This window comes from Kitasatospora sp. NPDC004240, assembly GCF_053603215.1.
Window position 1 is genome coordinate 25,492 of sequence record NZ_JBSGFD010000034.1, and the last position, 21,339, is coordinate 46,830.

Annotated in this window: 26 protein-coding genes; 16 read left to right on the plus strand and 10 right to left on the minus strand. The window is 75.3% G+C overall.

Annotated elements, in window-relative coordinates; translation table 11 throughout:
- Window positions 1-148 precede the first annotated feature (148 nt).
- From ACWEQL_RS11970 to ACWEQL_RS11980, 3 genes are all read left to right on the plus strand, one after another.
- Entirely contained in the window at window positions 149-454 is a 306-nt protein-coding gene (locus ACWEQL_RS11970) for a hypothetical protein (RefSeq protein WP_452150086.1), read from the plus strand.
- A gap of 10 nt (window positions 455-464) precedes the next feature.
- A complete protein-coding gene (locus ACWEQL_RS11975; RefSeq protein ID WP_452150087.1) occupies window positions 465-875 on the plus strand; it encodes an STAS domain-containing protein in 411 nt (136 codons plus the stop codon).
- A 72-nt stretch (window positions 876-947) separates the two neighbouring features.
- Complete coding sequence (locus ACWEQL_RS11980; RefSeq protein WP_452150088.1) at window positions 948-1,379, plus strand: ATP-binding protein; 432 nt, start codon at window positions 948-950, stop codon at window positions 1,377-1,379.
- Window positions 1,380-1,418: 39 nt separating this feature from the next.
- On the opposite strand, the gene ACWEQL_RS11985 is transcribed toward ACWEQL_RS11980, so the two are convergent.
- Both ACWEQL_RS11985 and ACWEQL_RS11990 read right to left on the minus strand, forming a co-directional pair.
- Window positions 1,419-1,640: a hypothetical protein gene (locus ACWEQL_RS11985; protein WP_452150089.1), complete on the minus strand. Its 222-nt coding sequence runs from the start codon at window positions 1,638-1,640 to the stop codon at window positions 1,419-1,421.
- Between the two features lie 67 nt (window positions 1,641-1,707).
- Window positions 1,708-1,989 carry a hypothetical protein gene (locus tag ACWEQL_RS11990; RefSeq protein WP_452150090.1) on the minus strand — a complete coding sequence of 94 codons (282 nt, stop codon included), beginning with the start codon at window positions 1,987-1,989 and terminating at the stop codon, window positions 1,708-1,710.
- Window positions 1,990-2,280: 291 nt separating this feature from the next.
- Between ACWEQL_RS11990 and ACWEQL_RS11995 the strand changes: the two genes are divergently transcribed.
- The 6 genes from ACWEQL_RS11995 to ACWEQL_RS12020 all read left to right on the plus strand — a co-directional run bounded on the left by ACWEQL_RS11995 (window position 2,281) and on the right by ACWEQL_RS12020 (window position 7,341).
- A complete protein-coding gene (locus ACWEQL_RS11995) occupies window positions 2,281-2,889 on the plus strand; it encodes a DUF2975 domain-containing protein (RefSeq protein ID WP_452150091.1) in 609 nt (202 codons plus the stop codon).
- Window positions 2,889-3,110 (plus strand): helix-turn-helix domain-containing protein, encoded by a 222-nt coding sequence (locus ACWEQL_RS12000; protein ID WP_452150092.1) that lies wholly within the window; start codon window positions 2,889-2,891, stop codon window positions 3,108-3,110. Before ACWEQL_RS11995 ends, ACWEQL_RS12000 begins: the two co-directional genes overlap by 1 nt.
- Window positions 3,111-3,262: 152 nt before the next feature.
- Window positions 3,263-3,790 (plus strand): SigE family RNA polymerase sigma factor, encoded by a 528-nt coding sequence (locus tag ACWEQL_RS12005; protein ID WP_452150093.1) that lies wholly within the window; start codon window positions 3,263-3,265, stop codon window positions 3,788-3,790.
- Entirely contained in the window at window positions 3,787-4,488 is a 702-nt protein-coding gene (locus ACWEQL_RS12010; RefSeq protein WP_452150094.1) for a hypothetical protein, read from the plus strand. Before ACWEQL_RS12005 ends, ACWEQL_RS12010 begins: the two co-directional genes overlap by 4 nt.
- Window positions 4,489-4,709: 221 nt before the next feature.
- Complete coding sequence (locus ACWEQL_RS12015) at window positions 4,710-6,044, plus strand: pectate lyase (RefSeq protein WP_452150095.1); 1,335 nt, start codon at window positions 4,710-4,712, stop codon at window positions 6,042-6,044.
- A gap of 751 nt (window positions 6,045-6,795) precedes the next feature.
- A complete protein-coding gene (locus tag ACWEQL_RS12020) occupies window positions 6,796-7,341 on the plus strand; it encodes an ATP-binding protein (RefSeq protein WP_452150096.1) in 546 nt (181 codons plus the stop codon).
- Window positions 7,342-7,709: 368 nt separating this feature from the next.
- Here the strand turns inward: ACWEQL_RS12020 and ACWEQL_RS12025 are convergent, their stop codons facing one another.
- The 3 genes from ACWEQL_RS12025 to ACWEQL_RS12035 all read right to left on the minus strand — a co-directional run bounded on the left by ACWEQL_RS12025 (window position 7,710) and on the right by ACWEQL_RS12035 (window position 10,611).
- The gene (locus tag ACWEQL_RS12025) at window positions 7,710-8,543 is read right to left on the minus strand and encodes a maleylpyruvate isomerase family mycothiol-dependent enzyme (RefSeq protein WP_452150097.1); all 834 of its coding nucleotides are present in this window, start codon (window positions 8,541-8,543) and stop codon (window positions 7,710-7,712) included.
- Window positions 8,544-8,688: 145 nt separating this feature from the next.
- A complete protein-coding gene (locus ACWEQL_RS12030) occupies window positions 8,689-9,789 on the minus strand; it encodes an alanine racemase (protein WP_452150098.1) in 1,101 nt (366 codons plus the stop codon).
- Window positions 9,790-9,927: 138 nt separating this feature from the next.
- Window positions 9,928-10,611, minus strand: a complete 684-nt coding sequence (locus ACWEQL_RS12035; protein ID WP_452150099.1) for an FMN-dependent NADH-azoreductase — start codon at window positions 10,609-10,611, stop codon at window positions 9,928-9,930.
- Window positions 10,612-10,702: 91 nt separating this feature from the next.
- On the opposite strand from ACWEQL_RS12035, the gene ACWEQL_RS12040 reads away from it, so the two are divergent.
- Entirely contained in the window at window positions 10,703-11,638 is a 936-nt protein-coding gene (locus ACWEQL_RS12040) for a sigma-70 family RNA polymerase sigma factor (RefSeq protein ID WP_452150100.1), read from the plus strand.
- 507 nt (window positions 11,639-12,145) lie between these two features.
- Entirely contained in the window at window positions 12,146-12,367 is a 222-nt protein-coding gene (locus ACWEQL_RS12045; RefSeq protein ID WP_452150101.1) for a hypothetical protein, read from the plus strand.
- A gap of 255 nt (window positions 12,368-12,622) precedes the next feature.
- On the opposite strand, the gene ACWEQL_RS12050 is transcribed toward ACWEQL_RS12045, so the two are convergent.
- The 3 genes from ACWEQL_RS12050 to ACWEQL_RS12060 all read right to left on the minus strand — a co-directional run bounded on the left by ACWEQL_RS12050 (window position 12,623) and on the right by ACWEQL_RS12060 (window position 15,795).
- Window positions 12,623-13,231 (minus strand): SGNH/GDSL hydrolase family protein, encoded by a 609-nt coding sequence (locus ACWEQL_RS12050; protein WP_452150102.1) that lies wholly within the window; start codon window positions 13,229-13,231, stop codon window positions 12,623-12,625.
- 192 nt (window positions 13,232-13,423) lie between these two features.
- The gene (locus tag ACWEQL_RS12055) at window positions 13,424-14,734 is read right to left on the minus strand and encodes a serine hydrolase domain-containing protein (RefSeq protein WP_452150103.1); all 1,311 of its coding nucleotides are present in this window, start codon (window positions 14,732-14,734) and stop codon (window positions 13,424-13,426) included.
- A gap of 449 nt (window positions 14,735-15,183) precedes the next feature.
- Window positions 15,184-15,795, minus strand: a complete 612-nt coding sequence (locus ACWEQL_RS12060) for a CGNR zinc finger domain-containing protein (protein WP_452150104.1) — start codon at window positions 15,793-15,795, stop codon at window positions 15,184-15,186.
- 103 nt (window positions 15,796-15,898) lie between these two features.
- Between ACWEQL_RS12060 and ACWEQL_RS12065 the strand changes: the two genes are divergently transcribed.
- Window positions 15,899-16,750, plus strand: coding sequence for an SDR family NAD(P)-dependent oxidoreductase (locus tag ACWEQL_RS12065; protein ID WP_452150105.1), 852 nt, complete (start codon window positions 15,899-15,901; stop codon window positions 16,748-16,750).
- Between the two features lie 129 nt (window positions 16,751-16,879).
- Window positions 16,880-17,353 (plus strand): DUF5680 domain-containing protein, encoded by a 474-nt coding sequence (locus ACWEQL_RS12070; protein ID WP_452150106.1) that lies wholly within the window; start codon window positions 16,880-16,882, stop codon window positions 17,351-17,353.
- A 109-nt stretch (window positions 17,354-17,462) separates the two neighbouring features.
- Here the strand turns inward: ACWEQL_RS12070 and ACWEQL_RS12075 are convergent, their stop codons facing one another.
- Window positions 17,463-17,789: a carboxymuconolactone decarboxylase gene (locus ACWEQL_RS12075; RefSeq protein WP_452150107.1), complete on the minus strand. Its 327-nt coding sequence runs from the start codon at window positions 17,787-17,789 to the stop codon at window positions 17,463-17,465.
- 377 nt (window positions 17,790-18,166) lie between these two features.
- On the opposite strand from ACWEQL_RS12075, the gene ACWEQL_RS12080 reads away from it, so the two are divergent.
- Window positions 18,167-18,565: a DUF7144 family membrane protein gene (locus tag ACWEQL_RS12080; protein ID WP_452150108.1), complete on the plus strand. Its 399-nt coding sequence runs from the start codon at window positions 18,167-18,169 to the stop codon at window positions 18,563-18,565.
- A 312-nt stretch (window positions 18,566-18,877) separates the two neighbouring features.
- Here the strand turns inward: ACWEQL_RS12080 and ACWEQL_RS12085 are convergent, their stop codons facing one another.
- A complete protein-coding gene (locus tag ACWEQL_RS12085) occupies window positions 18,878-19,930 on the minus strand; it encodes an AraC-like ligand-binding domain-containing protein (RefSeq protein ID WP_452150109.1) in 1,053 nt (350 codons plus the stop codon).
- Between the two features lie 196 nt (window positions 19,931-20,126).
- Here ACWEQL_RS12085 and ACWEQL_RS12090 point away from each other — a divergent pair, with 196 nt between their 5' ends.
- Together ACWEQL_RS12090 and ACWEQL_RS12095 are read left to right on the plus strand one after the other, a co-directional pair.
- Window positions 20,127-20,753 (plus strand): DUF309 domain-containing protein, encoded by a 627-nt coding sequence (locus tag ACWEQL_RS12090; protein WP_452150110.1) that lies wholly within the window; start codon window positions 20,127-20,129, stop codon window positions 20,751-20,753.
- 235 nt (window positions 20,754-20,988) lie between these two features.
- Window positions 20,989-21,306: a gas vesicle protein GvpO gene (locus ACWEQL_RS12095; protein WP_452150120.1), complete on the plus strand. Its 318-nt coding sequence runs from the start codon at window positions 20,989-20,991 to the stop codon at window positions 21,304-21,306.
- Window positions 21,307-21,339 lie beyond the last annotated feature (33 nt).

Consider the following 21,339-nt stretch of genomic DNA (forward strand, 5'->3'; position numbering starts at 1 on the left):
TTTCACGGCTGCCGAAACACGACAGCGAATTCGTGCAATGGTTGACATGTCTGGTGAACGGGCGAACAGTGGAGGGACAGCCGTTCGTATCGCCACCGCCGCGGATCCGTGCGACGGCCCCCGTCTGGAGATGGTGTGCGTGGACCCGATGAGCAGGGAAGGACTGGAGCGGCTCAGGTCCCGGCTGGCCGAGCGGATCGGCGCGCCCTGCGAACACGGGCAGGACGCCTGCCGGGTGGAGCCGCTGCGCCGGCAGGTGCGCCACGCGGTGACCGGCATCGACGCCTACCTCGGCGCCCTGGAGGCGGGCAGCGGCACCGCGGTGGGGCTGCGCGAACAGGCGCTGGACCTGTGGCGGGGCCTGGAGCGGATCGCGTCCGCGTGGCCCGATCCGGACACGACCACCGCTGCCGGCGGGGCCCTGGCGGCCGCGCGGCCCGTGCCCCTGGACTGAGGAGAACGGTGTGCTCGCCTGCCTGAAGTCGGAGACCGTCCGGATCGGCGGCGCGCTCGTGTGCTCCTTCGCCGGGGACATGATCCTGGACAGCGAGCCCGGCGCCGCCCAGGCCCTGACCGCCGCCCTCGACCAGCGCCCGGACCTGCTCGCGGTCGACCTCTCGGGCGTGGAGCTGTTCACCTCCACCGGCCTCAACCTGCTCCTGGTCACCCGCCGGCGCGCCCTGGCGGAGGGCGTGCCGCTGGTGCTGATCGCCCCCTCGCGGCAGACGGCGCGGGTCCTGGAGCTGACCGGGACCACCGCGCTGTTCCCGGTCCGCGCCACCGTCGGGGACGCCCGGGCCACCGTCGGGGACGCCCGGGCCATCGCCGGGGACGCCCTGCGGCATCACCCACCGCGCACCTCCCCCGGACCCTGAGTGCATGGCCCCGGCGCGAGTGGGTAGCCGTCCCGGTCGGACACGAGACCCGCCCGAAGCCCGGGGTCCGCCATGCACACCGACATCCACCGCGCACCCGTACGCCGCCACCGGCACCTGGCCTTCACCGCCGGCACGCTGCCCGTCGGCGAGGGGCTGGCGTTCGTGCGCCGGACCCTGGCCGACTGGTACCTCGCCCCCTCGCCGTCCGGGGACGACGTCCAGCTCGTCGCCGCGGAACTGCTCACCAACGCGGTGCGCCACGCCGGCGGCGCCACCGCCCTGGACCTCGCGCAGTACGGCGCCCGCCTGCGCATCACCGTCACCGACCCCGCCCCCGACGCCGGCCTGCCCCGCCCGGGCCCCCACCGGCCCGGCCGGATCGGCGGCCACGGCCTGCTCATCGTCGACCGCCTCGCACCCCGCTGGGGGACCTCCCCCACCACCGGCGGCAAGACCGTGTGGGCCGACCTCCCCCTGCCCCCGGCCGCCGGGCCCCGCTGAGCCGGGGCATCTCCCCCGGCGCGGGTCTGCTCGGTCCGCTCAGTCCACCCGCAGGATTCGGGAAACGTAGATCCGTGGCGGATCCTGCCCCTCGTTCACCACGTACTCCACCAGCCCCAGATCCCGGCGCAGCGGCGCCGAGTGCATGCCGGGCCGGCCGGGCACCGGCATGCTCAGGTGCGGGAACGGGTTCTCGCGCAGGTCGACCAGGAACGCCACGACGGCGGAGAACACGTCGGCCGGCGTGCCCGGGTCACTCAAGAACTCCTCGACCGCCGGGGAGAGGGTGAGCGGGTCGCCCTCATCGTCGGGAACTCGCCGAAGTCGCTCACAGGGCCCCGAGACGGCGCAGGACCGCGGACGCCGAGGTGCCGGGGGCGGTGCCGGCCTGGACGGCGGCGTGAATCCGGTCGCCCTCCGGGTCGCGGTAGAGCTCGGCCCGCAGCCACCATCGACGCAGGACACCGCCGATCGTCTCGTCGTCGGCCTCACCCATCTCGCGGTAGAACTCCATCCGCTGCGCCGGGGGCAGGGCCGCCGCGACGCCGTCCGGAGTGCGGGCGATGGGCCGACGTCCGTCGTGGTGGCCGTGCGCGGGTGCGACACTCACCGTTCCTCCAGATGATCTCGTGCGGGCTGGCCGGGACCAGTGTCCCCCACTTCAACTTCCACCCACCACCTTCCCGGTGGTTCACGCGGGGCGGCCTCGCGGGGCGATGGGCCGGGCAGGCGGCGCGAGTTCGGTGAAAGCGCCCCCGCGCCGTGCGCGCCCCGGGACCGGCGGCACCGTTCCCGCCCCGTCGGGGGTGGCGGGGCCCTGGCGGGGCCGATTGGCCAGACATATCGTTTTTCGATAACATCGAAGAACGATATGCCACTGGCGCTGAAAGGCGGGGGAATCATGAACGACACGTCCTGGTGGACGCGGGCGACGGACCACATCCTGGAGCTGGCCCTGGGGGTGGCCCTGGTACTGGTGGGGCTGGTCCAGATGGTGCTGCCGGTCCTGGGGGTCAGCACCCCGTTCGCGGCGGCGCACTCCCGCGAGGTGCGCCTCGACGGTGCCGCGCGGACGCCGGGGGACGTAGCATCCGGTGGCGTGACGCTTCGCGGCTCCGACCACGCCGAACTGGCCTTCGCCGACCCCGGCCTCGGCCAGCGGCTGCTGCTGGCGCTGCCCGGGCTGGTGAGCGGCCTGCTGGTCGTCGTGATGCTCGCGGTCCTGCTGCGGATGGCCCGCACCTTCCGCGACGGCGACTTCTTCGTGCCGCGCAACACACGGCACCTCACCCTGGTCGCCGGCGCGCTCATGCTGATGGGCACCCTGGTCCCGCTGCTGGAGATGACGACCACGAACCTCCTGGCCCGCGACCTGCCGATGGCGGACGCGATCGCACCCGCCCACGGCTTCGCCGTCCAGCCCGTCTTCCTGGCGCTCCTGGTCAGCGCCGCGGCCGGGGCGTTCCGCGCCGGCACCCGCCTGCGCGACGACACCGAAGGGTTGGTCTGATGCCACCGGAGGACCCGCACCGGATCGAGTGCCACCTCGGCCGCCTGCTGGACGAGCGCGGCATGACACTGGCCGAACTGGCCGCGCGGGTCGGCGTGACCGTCGCCAACCTCTCCATCCTGAAGAACGACCGGGCCAAGGCGATCCGCTTCAGCACACTCACCGCGATCTGCCGCGAACTCGACTGCCAGCCGGGCGATCTGCTCACGTTCGCCGACTGACGCCCACCGGCCCGCACGCGGGCCCGCCCGGGCGCCGGGAGCGCGCCGGCCCGGGGACCGGCTACCCTACCGACCGGTAGGCAAGCAGGCCGCCCCCGTCCGATCCGCCCTGGCGCCGGGGCCCGCCCGGCGCAGTGAGGGGCCGCACGAACATGATCGCCGACGAGGCGTCCGCGGAGTTCCGCTCCTTCTTCGAACGTCACCACGCCGAACTGGCACGCCTGGCACACCTGCTGACGGGCGAGACGGACGCCGCGGACGACCTGGCGGCCGACGCGATGCTCGCCCTGTGGACGCGCTGGGACACCGTCCGGCGCGCCGACTCCCCGCTCGCCTACGCGCGGGGCACCGTCGCCAACCTGGCCCGGGCCCGCATCCGCGGCGCGACGCGGGAACGGCGCCGGATCCGGCTGTTCTGGTCGCGGCACGCCGAACCGGCCCGCGGACCGGACGTCGCCGCCCTCCTCACCGTACGCGCCGCCCTGGAGCTGCTGCCCTTCCGCAAGCGGGCGTGCGTGGTGCTGCGCCACGCCTTCGACCTGTCGGAGAGGGAGACCGCGCAGGTCCTGGGAGTGACGGTCGGTACGGTCAAGAGCCAGACCTCCAAGGGTGTGGCGGAACTACGGCGGCTGCTCGGCCAGAGCGCCGCCGACCAACTGGTGGGAGGCGCGGGCCGGTGACGGGCGACGACATGCGTGACCTGCTGCGGCGGGCGGCCGAGGACCACCGGCCCGACCGCGCGAGGATGCTGGCCAGGGTCGAGCGCGGCATGACGCGACCCGGCGTCAGGCCCTCACGCCCCCACGGCGGCGCCCGCACCCGGTGGCCCAGGGTCGCGCTGGCCGCCGCGGCCGTGGCCGCCGTCGTGACGGCGGCCACCGTCATCGCCTCACCCGGCACCCCGCCCGGGCCCTCCCCCGTGGCACCGGCGTCCACCGTGTCCGCGGCGCCCACCATCGCCACCGGCCCGGCCACGCCCGCCGCCCGTACCGAGGACGGCCCGCTGCGGGCCGACGGCGCGCTGGACCCGCACAGCATCCCCTCGTGGTCGCAGAGCAACCTCACCCTCGACACCCGGGAGCCCCTGACGGCGCTCACCGTGGAGATGAGGATCGCGCTCGGCCCCGGGCTCGCGGACACCGGCCACTGGCAGACCGCCCCCACCGAGGACTTCACCGTCACGGTGGCGCAGGAGTCCGGCTTCCTCGTCTACCGGTGGACCCTCGGGCCGGGCCGCACCCTCCCCGTCGCCCGGCACGTCTTCGCCGCCCAGTACAACCACGCCGACGGCGGCCGCGACACCGGCGCCGACGGCTACCGCGTCGACGCCGGCGCCAGGGCCACGGTGTGGGGAGGCTTCGCCCCGGCCGCCCGCTGAGACGGCCACCACCGGGGCCGGGCGGGGCGCGGGCAGGGCGCGGACAGGGGCGGAGAAAAAGGCGGGCGGGCGCGGCAACCTTTCCCCCGCCGGCGGCAACCAGGGTACGGACACCGCGCCGACGAGGCGTCAGAACGCGGGCGGCGCGGTGCCCGCCCCGGTCCGCCGCGCCTCGCGGCGGGCGGGGCCCTCCCCGCACCCGCACCGATTGGAACGTGAAGATGAGCAAGCGAGCCATCCGCCCCCGACGCGGCAGGATCGCAGCACTGGGCGGCGTGGTCGCACTGGTGGCGGCCGGCGTCGGCGGCGGCCTGTGGGCCGGGGCGAACGCGGCCGCCCCGACACCCCGGCCCGGCGCGTACACCCTGGTGAGCGCGGCCGGCGGCCAGTGCCTGAACGCCCCCACCGCCCCCGACGCGGACGGCGCGGGCGACGACGGGCAGCTGCGCCAGGAGCCCTGCGGAGGCGAACGGCAGGTCTGGCACCTGGCCGCCGCCGGTGACGCCCTCACCCTGACCGCCGCGGACGGGAACTGCGCCGCCGTACGGGACGCCCGCACCGGCGCGGGCGCGCCCGTCCAGCTGGAGCCGTGCCGGACGGGCGCGCCCGCGCAGCGGTGGACGGCGAAGGCCGTCGACGGCGGCTACCGGCTGGTGAACGCCGGCAGCGGCAAGTGCCTCGCCGTCAAGGACGGTTCGGCCGCGGCCGGGACGCCCGTCCAGCAGAACTCCTGCGACTCGGCTGCGGGCAAGCGGTGGCAGCTGAAGCCCGCCGCCACCACGCCCGATCCGACGGGCGCACCGACTGCCACCCCCACGGCCGCCCCGACCACCACCGCTCCCACCGTCCCCACCGGGGCCGTCCCGGCCTGGCCCACCCCCAAGGGCGACGACGTCCCGCTGACGGCGACCCGCACGGTCGACAAGCTCTTCGACGGCGGCGGGCGGCGGTTCGTCGGCCGGGGCGCGCTGGGCAGCGGGAGCCAGTCGGAGAACCAGCCCCCCATGTTCGAACTCACCGACGGCGCCGTGCTCCAGAACGTCATCCTGGGCGACCCCGCCGCCGACGGCGTGCACTGCACCGGGACCTGCACGCTGCGCAACGTCTGGTGGGAGAACGTCGGCGAGGACGCCGCGACCTTCAGGGGCACCTCCCCCGCCCAGACCATGACCGTCGACGGCGGCGGCGCCCGCGGCGCCTCCGACAAGGTCTTCCAGCACAACGGCCCGGGCACCTTCGTGATCAAGAACTTCCGGGTCGAGGACTTCGGGAAGCTCTACCGCTCCTGCGGCAACTGCAAGACCCAGTACCCCCGCCACGTGGTGATCGACAACGTCATCGCCGGCGGCCCGGGCAAGGCCCTCGTCGGCATCAACGCCAACCTCGGCGACAGCGCCAAGATCTCCCGCCTGACCATCACCGGGGACGCCGAGCGGCGGATCGCGGTGTGCAAGCGCTACGAGGGCGTCACCAAGGGCGAGCCGAAGGAGACCGGCAGCGGCCCCGACGGCACCCACTGCCGGTACACCCCGGCCGACGTCACCTACCGCCCCTGACCGACGTTCCGGCCCCGGTACGCACCCGGGTGTCCGGCCGCCGCGGCGGTCGGACACCCGGGACGCCGCGGCGGGCCCGGGACGTCGGTGGCACGCCCGCCAACCCTTGCGACGCGCGTAGATCGGGGTATATCGTCCTTCGGTAGCGGAGGAATAGTCACCAAAAGCGACTATCACCGCTGGTGATCAACGCGATCGTGGCCCGGTCCTCACGGAAGTGGACCTTGAACGGGCGGATCGGGGGCGTCGCGCCGCCCGACCGGGCAGGCCCCGCGTCCGACGTCCGTCCCCTCCCGTCCGCAGGACCCCCGGGCACCGGAGGGCCGCCGCCACGAGCGGCGGCCCCGGCCGACACCGCACCGATCACCGCACCGGCACCGGCGCGCGTCGAACCGACGCCTCACCCCGGAACGCGCACACCCCCGGGCGCACCCGCCCGCCAACCCCGGCCGGCGCCACCGCGAAGGCGGCCCCGGTACGGCGCCACCGGACACCGCTCCGACCCTGCGGCGCTCCGACCCCACGGGCCGGCCCGCCGCCCGCTCCGCTCCCCCGGCCTCCCGCGGCTCCCGGGAGCCGGCGCACCACCGATCCCGCCCGGAAGGCGGGCCCACGACCGTCAGCACCCATCCGCAGCACCTGGTCCGCGCCACCGCAGGAACCTCCCGTCCCACAGGGGGCGCCGACCGCCACCGGTCCCGGACACCGCCGTCCACCGGCCGCGCGGCCTGCCCCGACCGAGGGGAAGATCATGGAAGTCCACCGCGAGAGCGGCCCCACCGCAGGGGACGGGTGCGAGAACGCGCTCGTCCCCGGGCCCGACCACCCGCAGGAGCTGTGGCGCTCCACGCTCGGCCGGCCCCACCCGTGCCGCTCCCGCCACGTCGGCGAGCTCCAGTTCCACGCCCAGATCCGGGTGGGGCCCGCCGGGGAGTTCGCCCGCGTCCTGCGCAACGCCGCGGCCGACCTCCTGCGCGCCTGGGGATCCGGCGACCTCGTCGACACGGTGAAGCTGCTGCTCAGCGAGATCTTCACCAACGCCGTCCGGCACTGCGCGGGCCGGCCGGCGGACGGGTCCGGCCAGATCCACGTCACGCTCTGCCAGAGCCGTGACGCGTTGACCGTCAACGTCGAGGACCCCGGCGGCGACCTCCCGGACCCCGCACGCGTGAAGGACCCCGGCCCGGACGCCGAGAACGGGCGCGGGCTGCTCCTGCTCCAATCCCTGGCCAGCGTGTGGGGGGCGCACAGCACGCAGCGCGGGAAGACCGTGTGGTTCGCCCTGCAGCGCGCCTGAGGACGCCCGCTCCGTACCCGGCCCGGCCGCCGTCCGGCCACCGGCCACGGCGGCCACGGCGGATCGCCGTGGCCGCACCGATGCCCACCGGCCGGGCCCGGCGCGTGGCACGCGCGCGGGGCGCGGGTCGGTGGTCCCGCTCGGGTCGATCGTCAGGGAGAGGGCCCTGCGGATCCCGGGCGGGGGAAGGCCTGCGGGCGGGCGCGGTGCCACCGACGTCACCGCGCCCGCCCGAGGGGACCCACGTCGGGCCCCGATCCGCCGCCCGGCACCCCGCTTCCGCCGGCACCGGACGGGGCCCGACGTGGACATGGCGACGCTCGACCGCTCGACCGGGCAACCGGGCAACCGGGCGGCGGCGGGAGCGCTCAGGGGGCGGCGAACAGGGCGGGGAAGGACGGGGCCAGCCACGGGCGCCGGCCCCAGGCGAGCACCTTGCCCCGCAGGAGGGCGTCGGTGGCGCTGTAGCGGCCCAGGGCGATGAGGAGGAAGGCCACCGGTTCGGTGAGGATCGTGCAGTCCGGGCGCCGCGGCGGGTGCTCGTCGACCACGGCGGCGCCGTCGGTGAAGGTCACCGCGAAGCCGTCCAGGCCGCGCACCCGCAGCCGGTAGCAGGCGCTGTGGCCGGCCGCGGCGCGGGCGTCCGCCACCCGGGGCATGGCGGTGCGCAGGAACGGCATCGCCAGGGCGACGCGGTGCCGGTCGATCGGGTGCGGGCGTCCGAGGGCGCGGGCGATGTCGTAGAGGTGGCCGAGCATGTGGGTGAGCAGGTAGGCGCCGAGGGTGTCCAGGTCCATCGGGCCGAGCGGGGTGCGCACCGGTTCGGTGCCGGCCCGCGGGCCGGCCGCCGCCGTGAACTCCCGTGCCCACCGGGCGATCTCCCCGGCGAGGACGGCCGTGTCGCGCTGCGGGCGTTCGGCCAGCGAGGCCGCGTTCGCCGCGGCCAGCGAGGCGGGGGTGCCGTCCCCGTACGGGCGTTCCTCGCCGGCGGCCAGGGCGGCCATCAGTTCGTTGGCCATCGCCAGGTGGGCGGCGGCCTCGGCGACCGTCCACCGGGCACCGGGGATCGGGGTGTCGCCGCGGCCGCCGGCGAGCAGGGCGACGGCCTCGTCGCCGACCGCGGTGAGCGCCGCGAGGAGCGCGGTGCGCGCGGTGACGCCGGGGCCGTGCCGAGGGAGCGGGTGGGTCATGACGGTGAACACTGGCCGACTCCCCCGCCGCTGTCCAGACCCGGGGCGCGGCCGGGCGGGCGCCGCACGGGGTCGCCCGGGCAGCGGCGCACCGCCCGTACGTCGACACGGGCGGGGGCTCCACCGGCCCGGGTGGCGCCCCCGCCCGTACCGCGGGTCAGCCGTTCTTGCCGCGGGCGGCGACGCGCCAGCGTTCCACCAGCTCGCCGTCGCGGACGACGGCGACGTCGTCGACGAGGTTCACCGCGACGCACACGTGGTTGGGGATCACGCGCAGGCGCTCCCCGAGGGCGGGCAGGTCGTCGCCGTCGGGCCAGGCCACGGTGGCGTGGTGCTCGGACAGCGCGGTGATGCGGGCCTCGGGGTGGTCCATGAGCCGGCCGAAACCGGTCGCCCACGCGGCCCGGTCACCGCCGAGGACCTTGCTGCCCGCGTCCAGGACGATCCGCCGGGGCGCGGTGTCGTCGCCCTCGTGCCGGCTGACGACGCTCGCCGCGACCGTCAGCGCGATGTCCGCCGTCGCGCAGCGGCCGAGTTCGAGCTGCTGGGCGTCGCCGAAGACGTAGACGCCCGGTCGTGCCTCGGTGACGGCCGTGGCGGCGGTCAGTTCCGCGGTCGGGGTGGATCCGCCGCTGACCCGGGTGATCTCGAAGCCGGCGGCGGTGAGGAGTTCGGCGGCCCGGGCGAGGGACCGCTGTTCCTCCTCGGCGGCCTTGGCGGGCATGCCGGGGGCGTAGCCGTGGCCGGGGAAGGTGAACACGCCCGCGACGCGCAGCCCGGCGCGGGCGGCGGCGCGGGCGACGGTCACGGCGCTCTCCGGGTGGACGCCGCTGCGGTGGTGGCCGCTGTCGATCTCGACCAGGACCTCGATGGTGTCGGCGGCGGCGCCGAGGTGGTGGCCCGCGGCCTCGGCGGCCTCGGCGGAGTCCGTGCCGATGGCGATCCGTGTGCCGGCGGCGAGGCGGCGCAGCCGCTCGGCCTGGCGGGGGCCGATCCACAGGGGGTAGGCGATGAAGAGGTCGGTGGCGCCGTGTTCGGCGAAGACCTCGGCCTCGCCGATGGTGGCGACCGTCAGTCCGACGGCGCCGGCGGCGAGCTGGCGGGCGGCGATCTGCGGCAGTTTGTGGGTCTTGGCGTGGGGGCGCAGGGTCAGGCCCTTGGCGGTCAGTGCCGTGGCCATGCGCGTGATGTTCCGTTCGAGGACGTCCAGGTCGACCATGATGTCCGGGGTGTCGATCTGTGCCGGGATTATGCTCATCTGTTTCCTTTTCGACTCTGATCTCACCGGACGTGCTGCTCCTTCGTAGAGGATATGTTCGAGTTCGAGCGGTTCGTGCGGGGCGGGCCGGTCGGTCCTCGGGCCGGTCGGCCGGTCTCCGGGTGAGGGGGCCGGGGGTCAGGAGGCGGCCAGTTCGTCCAGGGCGGCCCGGGCATCGGCCAGGGAGCGGTCGGCGAGCGGCTTGAGGGCGTTCAGGGCGGGGACGTCGTCGGCGCGGGTGAGTTCGGCGGTGACGATGTGCAGCCGCTCGGCGCGGACGCCGAGGCCGGTGAAGTACGCCCGCAGGTAGGGGATCTGGAAGTCGAGGCCCTCGCGCGGGGTGCCGGGCCCGTAGCCGCCGCCCCGGGCGGCCGCGATGACCACCCGGGTGCGGCGCAGCAGGCTCTCGCCGGTGTCGGGGTCGGTGTGGGCGCCGGGGAAGGTGACGCGGTCGATCCAGGCCTTGAGGGTGGTGGGGACGGTCAGGTTGTACATCGGGACGCCGAGCAGGACGGTGTCGGCGCCGAGCAGTTGGTCGATCAGGGGGCGGGTGAGGTGCCATTCGTGCCGCTCGTCGGGGTCGGCGGCGAGGGCGGCGATGTCGGCGAGCGGGACGGGGCCCTTGTTCCCGGCGCGGCGGCCGAGCCTGGCGTAGGCGGCGCCGGGGGTGGGGACGGGGTCGGCGGCGAGGTCCCGGTGGTGGTGGCCGGCGGCGCCGTGCCGGGTGCGCCAGGCGGTGGCGAAGCGGGCGGTCAGGGCGCGGGTGACGGAGTCGTCGGTGCTGGTGCTGGAGTCGAGGTGGAGCAGGGTGGTGGTGGTCACAGGGTTCTCCGGTCACGTGGGTGGTGGGCGGATCGTCATCGGGGTGGATCCGTCATCCGGGGTGACGGGCGGGACGCGGGGAAGGTGACCGATGGTGCGGGGCGGGGTCGTGGACGGGACGGTGGTGGCGTGTTTCGAGGCCGAGCGGGGGCGGTTGCGGGCGTTGGCGCAGCGGATGCTCGGGTCGACGGGCGAGGCGGAGGAGGCCGTCCAGGAGGCGTGGTTGCGGCTGGGGCGGGCGGGTGGCGAGGAGGTCGCGAACCTGCCGGGGTGGCTGACCACGGTGGTCTCGCGGATCTGTCTGGACGTGCTGCGGGCGCGGGCGGTGCGCCGGGAGGAGCCGGCCGGGCCGGGGCCGGCGGACGTCGAGGACGGGGGCGCGGACCCGGAGCGGGAGGCGCTGCTGGTGGAGTCGGTGGGCCGGGCGCTGCTGGTGGTGCTGGAGCGGCTGGGCCCGGCGGAGCGGGTGGCGTTCGTGCTGCACGACGGGTTCGCGGTGCCGTTCGAGCAGATCGCGCCGATCGTGGGGCGCAGTCCGGTGGCGGCCAAGAAGTTGGCCAGCCGGGCCCGGCGGCGGGTGCGCGGGCCGGCGGTGGCGGTGCCGGAGCGGTCGGTCGGGCACCGGCGGGTGGTGGAGGCGTTCCTGGCCGCCGCCCGGGGCGGGGATCTGGGTGAGCTGGTGGCGGTCCTGGCGCCGGACGTGGTGCGGCGCGCGGATCCGGCCGCCCTGCCGGCGGGGCTGGCGCCGGTGGCGTACGGGGCGCGGGCCGTGGCCCGGGAGAGTGTGGTGCTCGGCCGGCGGGCCCGTTTCGGGGCGGTGGTGCTGGTGGACGGGGTGCCGGGCATCGTGATCGCCCCGGGTGGCCGGTTGCGGCTGGTGGTGCGGGTGGCGGTGGAGGACGGGCGGGTGGCCGGCTTCGAGGTGGTCGCCGACCGGGGGCGGCTCGCCGCCCTGGAGCTGGCGCTGCTCCCGGAGGAGGTGCCGTTCGGGGCGGGCGGGGCGGCGGCGGGCGGGCTGGGCCGGTAGGCGGGGCACGGCCGGCACGGCGGGTGGTTCACGTCCGTGCCCGGGGAGGCCGCGGGCTTGGGCCGGGCCGGTCGTGGCCGGGGGGAGGGGTCGTCGGGTGTGGCGGCCCCTCCCCCCGCGGAACGCGGTGCTCTAGCCGATCGGGAGGCCGCCACCCAGTCCGCCGAGTCCGCCGAGAAGGCTGCCGAGAAGGCCCTGAAGCGCGTCCATTGTGCGACTCCTGTCTGTGCGTGTCGGGGACCTGAACCTTGACCGACCGCGCCCGCGGGTCACGGGAGGCGGGGCCCGGTCACCACCCGGGCGGGCCAGCGGAAGCACCCGAAGGCAGCCCCCGAGCCCCTCCGGCGCGCCCCTCCGGCGGGCCCGTCCGGCGGGCCGCCCGGCCGCGGGCGCTGACACGCTCACGGACGGTGCAGGATCCGTGACCTCACGGGCCCCGTCGGATAGGGATGACCCCCGGCCCGTCACCCGCCGGATCCCGTCCCCCGTTCCCGAAAGGGCCCCGTCATGTTCGTGAGGAAGTCCGCACTGGTCGCCGCAGGGTGCGCCCTGCTGCTCGCCGCCCCTCTCGCCTTCGCCCAGCAGGCCGCCGCCGCCAGTGGCAGCAACGGCCCCAAGACCCCGGAGGAGGCGGCCGCGTGCAAGGCCGTCACCGCCGCGCTGCTCGGCGGCTTCGGTTCGATGCTCGGCAACGCGGTCTGCGTGGTCCGGCCCGACACGGGCGAGTGACCGAGGGCCTGTCCCGCGCGTGATCCGGCGGCCGTTCCCGATGCCGCGTCGGTGTCCGGGACGGCCGCGGCGGCTGGGCGGGGGCCGCGGGAGTTCGGACGAGGCGAAGGGAGCGCCCGTGGGCGGCGCAGCGCCGTTGACCGCGTGGGACGTGCGGGAGTCGGGTCCGGCCGGCGCCCCGCACCGGGTCCTGCTGCTGCCCGGCGGGATCACCGGCCCCGGTCACAGGCCTGTCGGAGGCAGGTCGGGGGCCGGTCAGAGGTCGGTGAGTTCGCCGAGGCCGAGGGTGCGCAGGGTGTGGTCGGCCATCCGGCGGTGGCCGACCGCGTTGGGGTGGGCGGGGTCGTCGAGCCACGGGATCGGGTCGGCGCCGTCCGGGAACCGGGCCCGCCAGTGCGCCTCGTGGTCCACCAGCAGCGCGCCGGTGTCGTGGGCGATCTCGCGCACCGCCTCGCAGTAGGCGGGCAGTTCGGCCCGGGCCTGGCGGCCGCTGAAGCTGGTGAGGACGGGCGTGTGCAGGACGATCTGCGCGCCTTGCGTACGGGCGACGATCTCCCGCATCGCCCGGTGGAACCCGGCGATGCCCTCGCGTCCGGCCCGGGCGTCGTTGGTGCCGAGCGAGACCGACAGCACGTCGGGCGCGAACCGGCCGATCAGGTGGTCGTAGGCGGCGAGGACGTCGGTGGCCCCCCACGCCGACACCCCGGTGTTGACCACGATGTCGGTCAGCCGGTCCAGCTGCCAGCGGATCCGCTCGTGCAGGTGCTCCACCCAGCCGCGGGCGCCGTAGGTGTGCAGGACCGCCTGGGTGATGCTGTCGCCGGTCATCACCCAGGTCATCGGCCTGTCGGCCAGCTCGATCACGTGGCGCTCCCCCCGCGTCGTGGAGCCGGCGGCGCTCTGCCCCGGCGGCGAGGCGATCATATCGGCGGCGGGGTGCGGCGGCGGGGTGCGGCACCGGCGCCCCGGGCGGGGAGGACGGCGCCGGACGGGCCGCGGCCGTCCCCGGCCGGGAGAGCGTCACGGTGCCCCGGCCGGGGCCGTCGTGCGGGTGGGTCAGATCCGGCTGTCCTCGACCGCCGGGATCACCGTGTCGGACGCCGTGGGGCTCGCGCCGTCCGACTGCTCCGGGCTCGGGTTCGTCCTGGGCGCGGGGGTGGCCGGCTTCTTGCCGCAGAACGCCGGCTCCAGCGCGCCCATCAGACCCTGGGTGACCGCGCCGTTGTTGGAGGCGTTGGCGAACACCACGACCGTGCGGTGCCCGTCCGGCGTGGTGAACGACTGGGTCTGGAAGCCCTGGACGATCCCGCCGTGCCCGTACACGTCGCCGCAGCTGAGCGAGATGCGGCGCAGCCCGAGGCCGTAGGAGATCTTCGCGGTGGGGGTGGGGAGGGCGGCCTGCATCTGGCGCAGTGACGCGTCGGAGAGCAGGCCGCCGGCAGGGCCGGCCATGAGGGCGGTGAGGAAGGTGTCGAGGTCGCGGGCGGAGGAGATGACGCCGCCGGCGGCCCAGAGCCAGGAGGCGGTCTGCTCGGTGGAGTCGAGCAGGGGCTTGGTGCGGTCGTCGTTGGTGAGGTAGCCGGTGACGTGGGCGCCGCGGATCTCCTGGTCGGGGACGACGAAGGAGGTCTCGCGCAGTTTGAGGGGTCGCAGGATGCGTTCCTTGAGGACGTCGGCGTAGGGGCGGGCGGTGAGGTGTTCGACGGCGAGGCCCAGGAGGACGAAGTCGGTGTTGGAGTAGGCGTACTTGGTGCCGGGCGGGTACTGGATGCCGTGCTTGACGGAGATCGCGACGAGGTCGCGGGGGTCGTACACGGTGGTGCGGATGCGGGCCTCGAACGCGGCGGTGGTCTCCTCGCCGGCCTGTTCGAGGAGGTCGTTGGTGTGGTCGTAGACGCCGGCGCGGTGTTCCAGGACCTGGCGGCCCGTCATGAGCCAGTCCGCCGGCAGGGTGTCGGCGGGGAGGTAGTCGCGCAGCGGCCTGTCGAGGTCGATGCGGCCTTCCTCGGCGAGCTGCAGGATGAGGACGGAGGTGAACATCTTGCTGTTGCTGCCGACCCGGAAGCGGCGGTCGGCCTTCATCGGGGTGCCGTCGAGGTCGGCGTTGCCGACGCTGATGGTGCGGTTGACCGCGGGGTTGTCGTGGTCGCGGACGACGGCGAAGGCGCCGGGTGCGCCGGCGTTCATGGTGGTGCGCAGGGCGGCCAGGACCGCGGCGCTGTCGGGTGCGGGTGCGCTCGCGGTGGTCTTGTCGGCGGCGCCGGCGGTGGCCTGGTCGGCGGCGGCCGCGTGGGCGGCGCCGGTCGTCAGGAGGACCGCGCCGGCCGCGGCGACGGCGAGGGGGCGCATGAGCCTGGTCTTCGTCATATTCCTCTGCTCTTCGGCTGGCTGACGTCGCGTCGGACGACGTTGGTTCGGCGACATACTAACGACCGGTCGAAGGGGTCGCGGCGGACAGGGTCGGCCGGTGAGGCGGTCGTTCGGCCTGCGGGTATCGCCGGGCGGCGGGTGGTGGTGAGGGGCGGGCCGCGCCGGGGCGGTCCCGCCCGAAGGGGCCGTCGTCCCTACCCGGCGCGCGCCCGCCCACTGCCCGATCGGGCGCCGCCCCGGCTCTCGGGGAAGGCCGGCAGGTCCTGGTGGAGTTCCTCGCGGTGGGTCACGGAGATCTTGTGGCCGGCCCTCGGGTACGCGCGGTGGAGGGCGGCGCGGGCCGGGCGCGGTGAGCCGGGAGGTCATGCCGGCGCGGGCCGGCGCGGCGTCATGGACCGGGCGGAGCAGGGGTCGGCGTGCGCCGTTCGTCGCCGGGAGGGGCGCTCTCACGCCTCGGTGGGTGCGTCGCCGTCCTGGCGTCGGAGCCGGCGGTGTTTGCGCATGGACACCTGGGAGCCGCAGCCGGTGCTGCAGTAGAGCCCTCCCCCGTTGCGGGTGCGGTCGAGGAAGCCGAAGTGGCACGGGGGGTTGCGGCACGCCTTGACGCGCCTCCAGTCGCCGCTCTGCGCGAAGGTCGTCACCGCGGCCAGGACGGTGCCGAACACGCGCGGCACCCCGCTCTGCGGGGAGGCCAGCTGCGCGCCGTCGGCCGTGACCACCGTCGCCAGCGGGTAGAGCGAACCCACGCGCCGCAGGTGCCGTTCGGCGCGCAGCAGCGGCTCGCCCAGGCTCTCCTCGTCGCCCGAGTGCGCGAGCAGCACGGTCACCAGGGCGTCGCGCAGCTCGCGCGCGACCGCGGCGTCGGCGTCGGTGGCCACGGTTTCGCCGGCGAACTCCTCGTGCTGCGCCAGCCATGCCGCGAACGAGTCCCCGTCCGCGAACAGCTCCCGGCGTCCCGATCCGTCCGCGCGGGTGTTCACGAACGCGAGAACGGTCTCCACCGTCGGCGTGACGGTGCGCGGGCTGGGTTCGGGGGATCCGGCTGGCACGGCGGTCATCCTCCCACAGTACAGCAGCATGGTCAGCGCTAACTCGGATAGCAGGCAACCGTCGATGCGATCCCGGTTGACTCGTTGCGAGCTAACAGCTTACGGTCGCAACATGAATGGAACATCCAACCAGCAGACCCACCCCCGTACCTGGCTGATCACCGGCGCGACGTCCGGCATCGGCCGCGAACTGACGCTCCAGGCACTGGAGAACGGCGAGAGCGTCGCGGCCCTCGCCCGCGACACCTCCCCCCTGGACGACCTGGCGCGGGCGCACGACGGGCGCCTGCTCCCGATCCGGGCGGACGTCCGTGACGAGCGGGCCGTCCGGGACGCGGTGGACGGCGCGCTCACACGGTTCGGCCGCATCGACGTGGTGGCCAACAACGCCGGATACGGACTGTTCGGAGCCGTCGAGGAGGCCTCCGACACCCAGGCCCGCGCCGTGTTCGACACCAATGTCTTCGGAGCGCTCAACGTGCTGCGCGCGACGCTGCCGGTGCTGCGCGCCCAGCGCCGCGGGCACGTCCTCCAGGGCTCCTCGGTCTACGGGCAGTCCGCCCACCCCGGCGTGGGCCTGCTGGCCGCCACCAAGCACGCGCTCGAAGGACTGTCGGACGCGCTCGCGGCCGAGGTCGCACCGCTCGGCATCAAGGTCACCGTCATCCAGCCCGGGCTGACCGCGACCCCCTTCCTCGCCAACCTCGACGTCGCGGCCGGCCTGGACGACTACGACCGGACCGTCCGCGAGGTCCACAAGGGCATCGGAGAGCTGCCGGCGTCCGCGTTCTCCGCCGCGGCGCGCATCGCCGCGGGCATCCGGACCGCGGTCGACAGCCCCAACCCCCCGCTGCGCCTGGCCCTCGGCACCTCCAGCGCGACGGCCATGCGCCCCGCCCTGGAGGCACGGATCGCCGACCTGGACGGCTGGCGGCAGGTGACCGACGCCGTCGACGCGCGGTAGGCCGCGCCCGCCCCGGGTCGAAGCCGCGGCGGACGGCTTCGACCCGCCCCCCGACCACCACCGCCGCGCGGCCGGCGGGGACCGCCGGGGCCGGGCACCGCTGTCGGTGGCGCCTGGCAGGATCCGGGCATGAGCGATCTCAGCGACGCGCGAGAACTGAACGCCTTCGTCGTCCGGGCGAAGTCCGCGACCTACGTCGGCGGGCGGGGGCAGGTGGAGCCGGGGCGCACCGGCTCCCACGACCTGGAGTACCGGGAGGGTGAACTGGTCTACCGGGACAGCTACTTCGGCGGTACGGACTTCCTCGGACAGGAGAGCGTGCACGTCGGCGGCCGGCCGGTGTGGGGCATGAACTACTACGGCTACCTGCTGACCGGCTCGATCACCGCGTTCACCGCCGGGGAGACGATCAAGGCCGCACTGAGCGCCATGTACGGCGAGGGACGGTTTCTCGGCGGGTTCCGGTACGAGGTCGGGGGGCTGGTGTACGTGGACGAGAGCGTCGGGGAGGTGGAGCGCTTCCGCGGGGTGGAGCACATCCTGGCCGCGGGCGGCGAGCGGGTGTACGAGCTGCGTTACCACGGTGGGCGGATCCTCGACTGAGCACGGCGGCGCACCCGGTGGGAACGCGCGAGGGCCCCGCGACCGCTGGAAATCAAGCGGTCGCGGGGCCCTCGCGCACGTCCCACCGGCCTGCGGCGGTGGCGGCGTCCTACATGCCGCCCTCCATCTCGGCCTCGGCCACGGCGATGGCGATGCCGAGCGCCTCGGTGATGTGGGTGGCGGCCGACATCACCCGGGCGGTGCCGACGATCGGCGCGATCGCGACCAGCACGTCCTGCAGCTGACTCGCGGTCATGTGCTCCCTCATCGCCGGTTCGAAGTGCGCGAGGTAGGAGACGGCCGGGGCGTCCATCGCCGCCAGCGCGGCGATCCGGGTGAGGATCATCATGTCGGGGGCCAGGCCGCACCGCTCGATCGAGTCGGCGGTCATGGCCATGAGGGTGTCGAGGACGGGGGTCTCGGATGTGGTCGGCATGTCCGGTCATCTCCACGGGTCGTTGTGGTGGTCGGTCCTGTGCTCGATCCGTACCTCGTGCGAGGCCGGGGACGTCCGCGCCGGGCGCCCTCGTCCGACCGTAGGCAACCGCCACCGGCACCGCACGGACACTGGGCCACCCGGGTGGCCCACCCGGGGCCGCGCCCTGACGGGTGACCCGGTGCGCCGTCCGGCGTACGCGCTGGTCGGGGGCCCGGCGGGCGGGTCCCGGCGGGGCGGGGCGGCGGTGGCGGCGCCGGCGGGCCCGTGATCTCCGGAATGCAGCCGTATCGCGGTCATGGCACTTTGGTCATGGAAGGCCTCCGAGCGGGTCGCCCGCGCATCGGGCGACGTCATCTCTCCGAAGGAGCCCGAGCATGGCCAGCAATGTCAGCCGCAAGCCGTTCGCGACCGGTTGGACCACCTTCGCGGGATGCCTGATGATCTTCGGCGGGACGATGGCCGTCTTCCAGGGCATCGGCGCCATCGTCAACGACGACCGGTACGTCGTCACCGGCAACTACGTCTACAAGTTCGACGTCACCGGCTGGGGCTGGCTGCACCTCATCCTCGGCCTCGTCATCGTGGCGGCGGGCTTCATGCTCTTCACCGGCGCGATGTGGGCCCGGATCCTCGGTGTCGTCGCCGCGGGACTCAACATGATCGCCAACTTCCTGTGGCTGCCCTACTACCCGTTCTGGGCCATCGTCCTGATCGCCATCGACGTCTTCGTCATCTGGGCGCTGACGGCGGGCACCCACCGGGAACGGGCCTGACCGACAGGCCGCCCCGGCCGAACCCCGGAACCGCCAGCACCCCAGAACTCCAGAACTCCAGAACCGCAGAACCGCGACGCCGCTGCCGGCCCGGTACCCCACCGGGCCGGCAGCGGCACGTCGACGGCCGGACACGCCCCGCCGGAAGGGGAGGAGGAGCGGGCAGAAGGACGGGCACCGGCACACGTGGGGGTGCGTGCCGGCGCCCGGCGCCCCAGGGCCCCCGGTCGTGATCGCCTCCCCCGATACGAGGGCCGCCCACCGGTGCACGGCGGCCCCGGCGATCACGACCGGTGCCTGCGGGACAGGAGCCTACGAGCGCCTGGCCTGCGGGGGTACGCGAGGCGTGCGGTGTTCCTCGACATCGCGTGCGGCCAGGCAGAGGAGGTCCCGCGCCGGGCCGCCCGACGCGCGCTCGCGGTACTCGGTGGGGGTGACGCCGTACGCCTCGCGGAAGGTGCGGGCGAAGGCGGAGGCGCTGGTGAAACCCCAGCGGGCGGCGATCTCCTGGACCGGGCGGGCGCGCAGTTCGGGGCGGGCGAGTTCGGCGCGGCACCGCTCCAGCCGGCGCCGGCGCACGGTCGCCGCCACGCTCTCCCGCCGGTCGCGGAACAGCTCGTACAAGGTCCGCAGGGACAGGCCGTGGTGGGCGGCGATCGCCTGCGGGGTCAGCCGCGGGTCGGTGAGGTTGTGGTCGATGAAGGCGTCGATCCGCTCCCGCAGGGCCTGCGCCCGCGCCTCGGCGGGCAGTTCGTCGGGGGTGCCGAGCTGCTCGGCGAGGCAGGCCGCCGTCAGGTCCAGGGCGATCCGCCCCATCCGGGCCAGGTCCTCGGGCCGGCACTCGGGGCCGTGGGCGGTCAGCGTGGTCAGGTAGTTGGCGAGGATCGCGCCCAGGCCGGTACGCGCGCTGATGCGCCGGGCGAGCAGACGGTCCATCTGCGGGGCCGGCAGCGGCAGGGCCGTCCTGGGCAGGTGCAGGATGACGGAGTTCGAGCGGCCGCCCCGGTCACCGCAACCCGCCACCTGGGGACGGGAGCTGTTCCAGAGCACGAGGTCACCGTCGAGCAGACCCGAGTCGTTGCCCTGCTGGGAGATCCACATCGGATTCCCGGTCACCAGGGCCAGCTGGTACTGCTCCGGGTCGCCCCGGCGGATGTGCGCGGGGGTGCGCTTGGAGTCCAACGGCGAGTGGGAGAACGTCGACACCTGCACCGCGCCGAGGTCGAGCACGGACACCTCGGCCTCGAAGTCGTCCGCGTGGTCACTGCGCAGCCCCACGGGGATCAGGGAGCTGGCGACCACGTCGTTGAACCAGTCGAACCTGTCCGCCACCGCCGCGTCGGCGGCGGAAACGCTGCGCCACATCGCTGCCCCCTCACTCGTGCACCCGGTCCTCGACGACGGAAAGCGCAGCGCGCGTCCCCCCGCGGCGCCCGCACGCGCCGCACGTCGGTGGATGATCTTCCCACGCCCGCAGAGCCCCGCCGGACCGGCGCCGGCGTGCCTCGGCGGCCGGGGCGGGTGTGCCTGGCGGCCGGGGCGGGCACGGGATAATCGGGGCATGGGGCAGGCGGAGCGCGAGGGTCACGAGGACGGCGGCGGGGAAGCGGCGTGCTGGCTGGAGCAGGTGTGCCCGCGGTGCGGGCGGCTGCGGGACGAGTGCGGGCACGGGCCGGACGACGCGCCCACGGCCCCGCGCCGGGTGGCCGGGGTGCCGGGGCGGGACCGGGACGCGCAGGGGCGGGCCCGTAACGGGCGGCCCCGGGACGGGCTGGGCCGGCCGCTGCCGTACGGGAGCCAGGGTGCGCCCCGCCAGCCCGAGGGTGTGGTGCGCTCGGCGGAGCGCACGCTCCTCGAGGCGCAGCGGCTGCTGGACGCCGGGATGCCGTTCCACGCCCATGAGGTGCTGGAGGACCGGTGGAAGGCGGCTCCGGCGCAGGAGCGGGAGCTGTGGCGGGCGTTGGCCCAGTACGCGGTCGGGCTGACGCATGCGGCGCGGGGCAACGCGAAGGGCGCGGCGGCGTTGCTGGCCAGGGCGGCGCGGGGGCTCGCGCCGTTCGAGGGGCGGGCGCCGTTCGGGGTCGACGTGACGGGGATCCGCCGGTGGGCGGGGCGGCCCGAGGCACTGTCGGGCGTGGTGGCCGGGGAGGTTCCCGCGCTGCGCCGGCGCCCGCCCGCCGGCGGGTGAGTCGGCGGCGGATCCTCGACGTCCGGGTGGCTCGGCGGCGCCGTGTTCGGGCGGGTGCGTGGCCGGTCCCTCCTCCGGGCCGCGCCGGCGTCCACCGGCCCGCGAAGGAGCGGTCCGGGACCGGGCGGGTTTACCTGGTGCCGCGGGGGTAGGCGCGAGCGAAGCGGAAGGACGATCAATGCCTCGTTACAACGACGGCGACGAGGGGTCGCCCGCGAGGAGGCCCCGGCAACGCGTGGCGGGAGCCGGGAAGGGTGAGCCGGCAAGCCGCCCTGCCCGCAGGAGCCGCGCGCGGTTGTCGGTGGCGACGGTCATGCGAGCGGCGCTGGAACAGCTGGAAGGGCTGCTGGGCAGGGTGCCCGAGTCGGTGTCCGGTCTGAGGCGTACGGATGAGGGCTGGCAGGCCGATGTGGAGGTCGTGGAGGTGGAGCGGATTCCCGACACCGCGAGCATCATCGCCAGCTACCGGGTGACGCTCGACGAGGACGGGGAGCTGCTGGGTTACGAGAGGACGCGCCGCTACACACGTGACGAGATCGACCGCCGCCGCTGAGAGGGCGGCCCCGGTCGGCCCGCGTAGGAGGCG

Coding starts and splice junctions, on each gene's coding strand:
- ACWEQL_RS11970 (WP_452150086.1), top strand. CDS start 149: ATGAGCAGGGAAGGACTGGAGCGGCTCAGGTCCCGGCTGGCCGAGCGG.
- ACWEQL_RS11980 (WP_452150088.1), top strand. CDS start 948: ATGCACACCGACATCCACCGCGCACCCGTACGCCGCCACCGGCACCTG.
- ACWEQL_RS11995 (WP_452150091.1), top strand. CDS start 2,281: ATGAACGACACGTCCTGGTGGACGCGGGCGACGGACCACATCCTGGAG.
- ACWEQL_RS12000 (WP_452150092.1), top strand. CDS start 2,889: ATGCCACCGGAGGACCCGCACCGGATCGAGTGCCACCTCGGCCGCCTG.
- ACWEQL_RS12005 (WP_452150093.1), top strand. CDS start 3,263: ATGATCGCCGACGAGGCGTCCGCGGAGTTCCGCTCCTTCTTCGAACGT.
- ACWEQL_RS12015 (WP_452150095.1), top strand. CDS start 4,710: ATGAGCAAGCGAGCCATCCGCCCCCGACGCGGCAGGATCGCAGCACTG.
- ACWEQL_RS12020 (WP_452150096.1), top strand. CDS start 6,796: ATGGAAGTCCACCGCGAGAGCGGCCCCACCGCAGGGGACGGGTGCGAG.
- ACWEQL_RS12030 (WP_452150098.1), bottom strand. CDS start 9,789: ATGAGCATAATCCCGGCACAGATCGACACCCCGGACATCATGGTCGAC.
- ACWEQL_RS12040 (WP_452150100.1), top strand. CDS start 10,703: ATGGTGCGGGGCGGGGTCGTGGACGGGACGGTGGTGGCGTGTTTCGAG.
- ACWEQL_RS12045 (WP_452150101.1), top strand. CDS start 12,146: ATGTTCGTGAGGAAGTCCGCACTGGTCGCCGCAGGGTGCGCCCTGCTG.
- ACWEQL_RS12055 (WP_452150103.1), bottom strand. CDS start 14,734: ATGACGAAGACCAGGCTCATGCGCCCCCTCGCCGTCGCCGCGGCCGGC.
- ACWEQL_RS12060 (WP_452150104.1), bottom strand. CDS start 15,795: ATGACCGCCGTGCCAGCCGGATCCCCCGAACCCAGCCCGCGCACCGTC.
- ACWEQL_RS12065 (WP_452150105.1), top strand. CDS start 15,899: ATGAATGGAACATCCAACCAGCAGACCCACCCCCGTACCTGGCTGATC.
- ACWEQL_RS12070 (WP_452150106.1), top strand. CDS start 16,880: ATGAGCGATCTCAGCGACGCGCGAGAACTGAACGCCTTCGTCGTCCGG.
- ACWEQL_RS12075 (WP_452150107.1), bottom strand. CDS start 17,789: ATGCCGACCACATCCGAGACCCCCGTCCTCGACACCCTCATGGCCATG.
- ACWEQL_RS12080 (WP_452150108.1), top strand. CDS start 18,167: ATGGCCAGCAATGTCAGCCGCAAGCCGTTCGCGACCGGTTGGACCACC.
- ACWEQL_RS12085 (WP_452150109.1), bottom strand. CDS start 19,930: ATGTGGCGCAGCGTTTCCGCCGCCGACGCGGCGGTGGCGGACAGGTTC.
- ACWEQL_RS12090 (WP_452150110.1), top strand. CDS start 20,127: ATGGGGCAGGCGGAGCGCGAGGGTCACGAGGACGGCGGCGGGGAAGCG.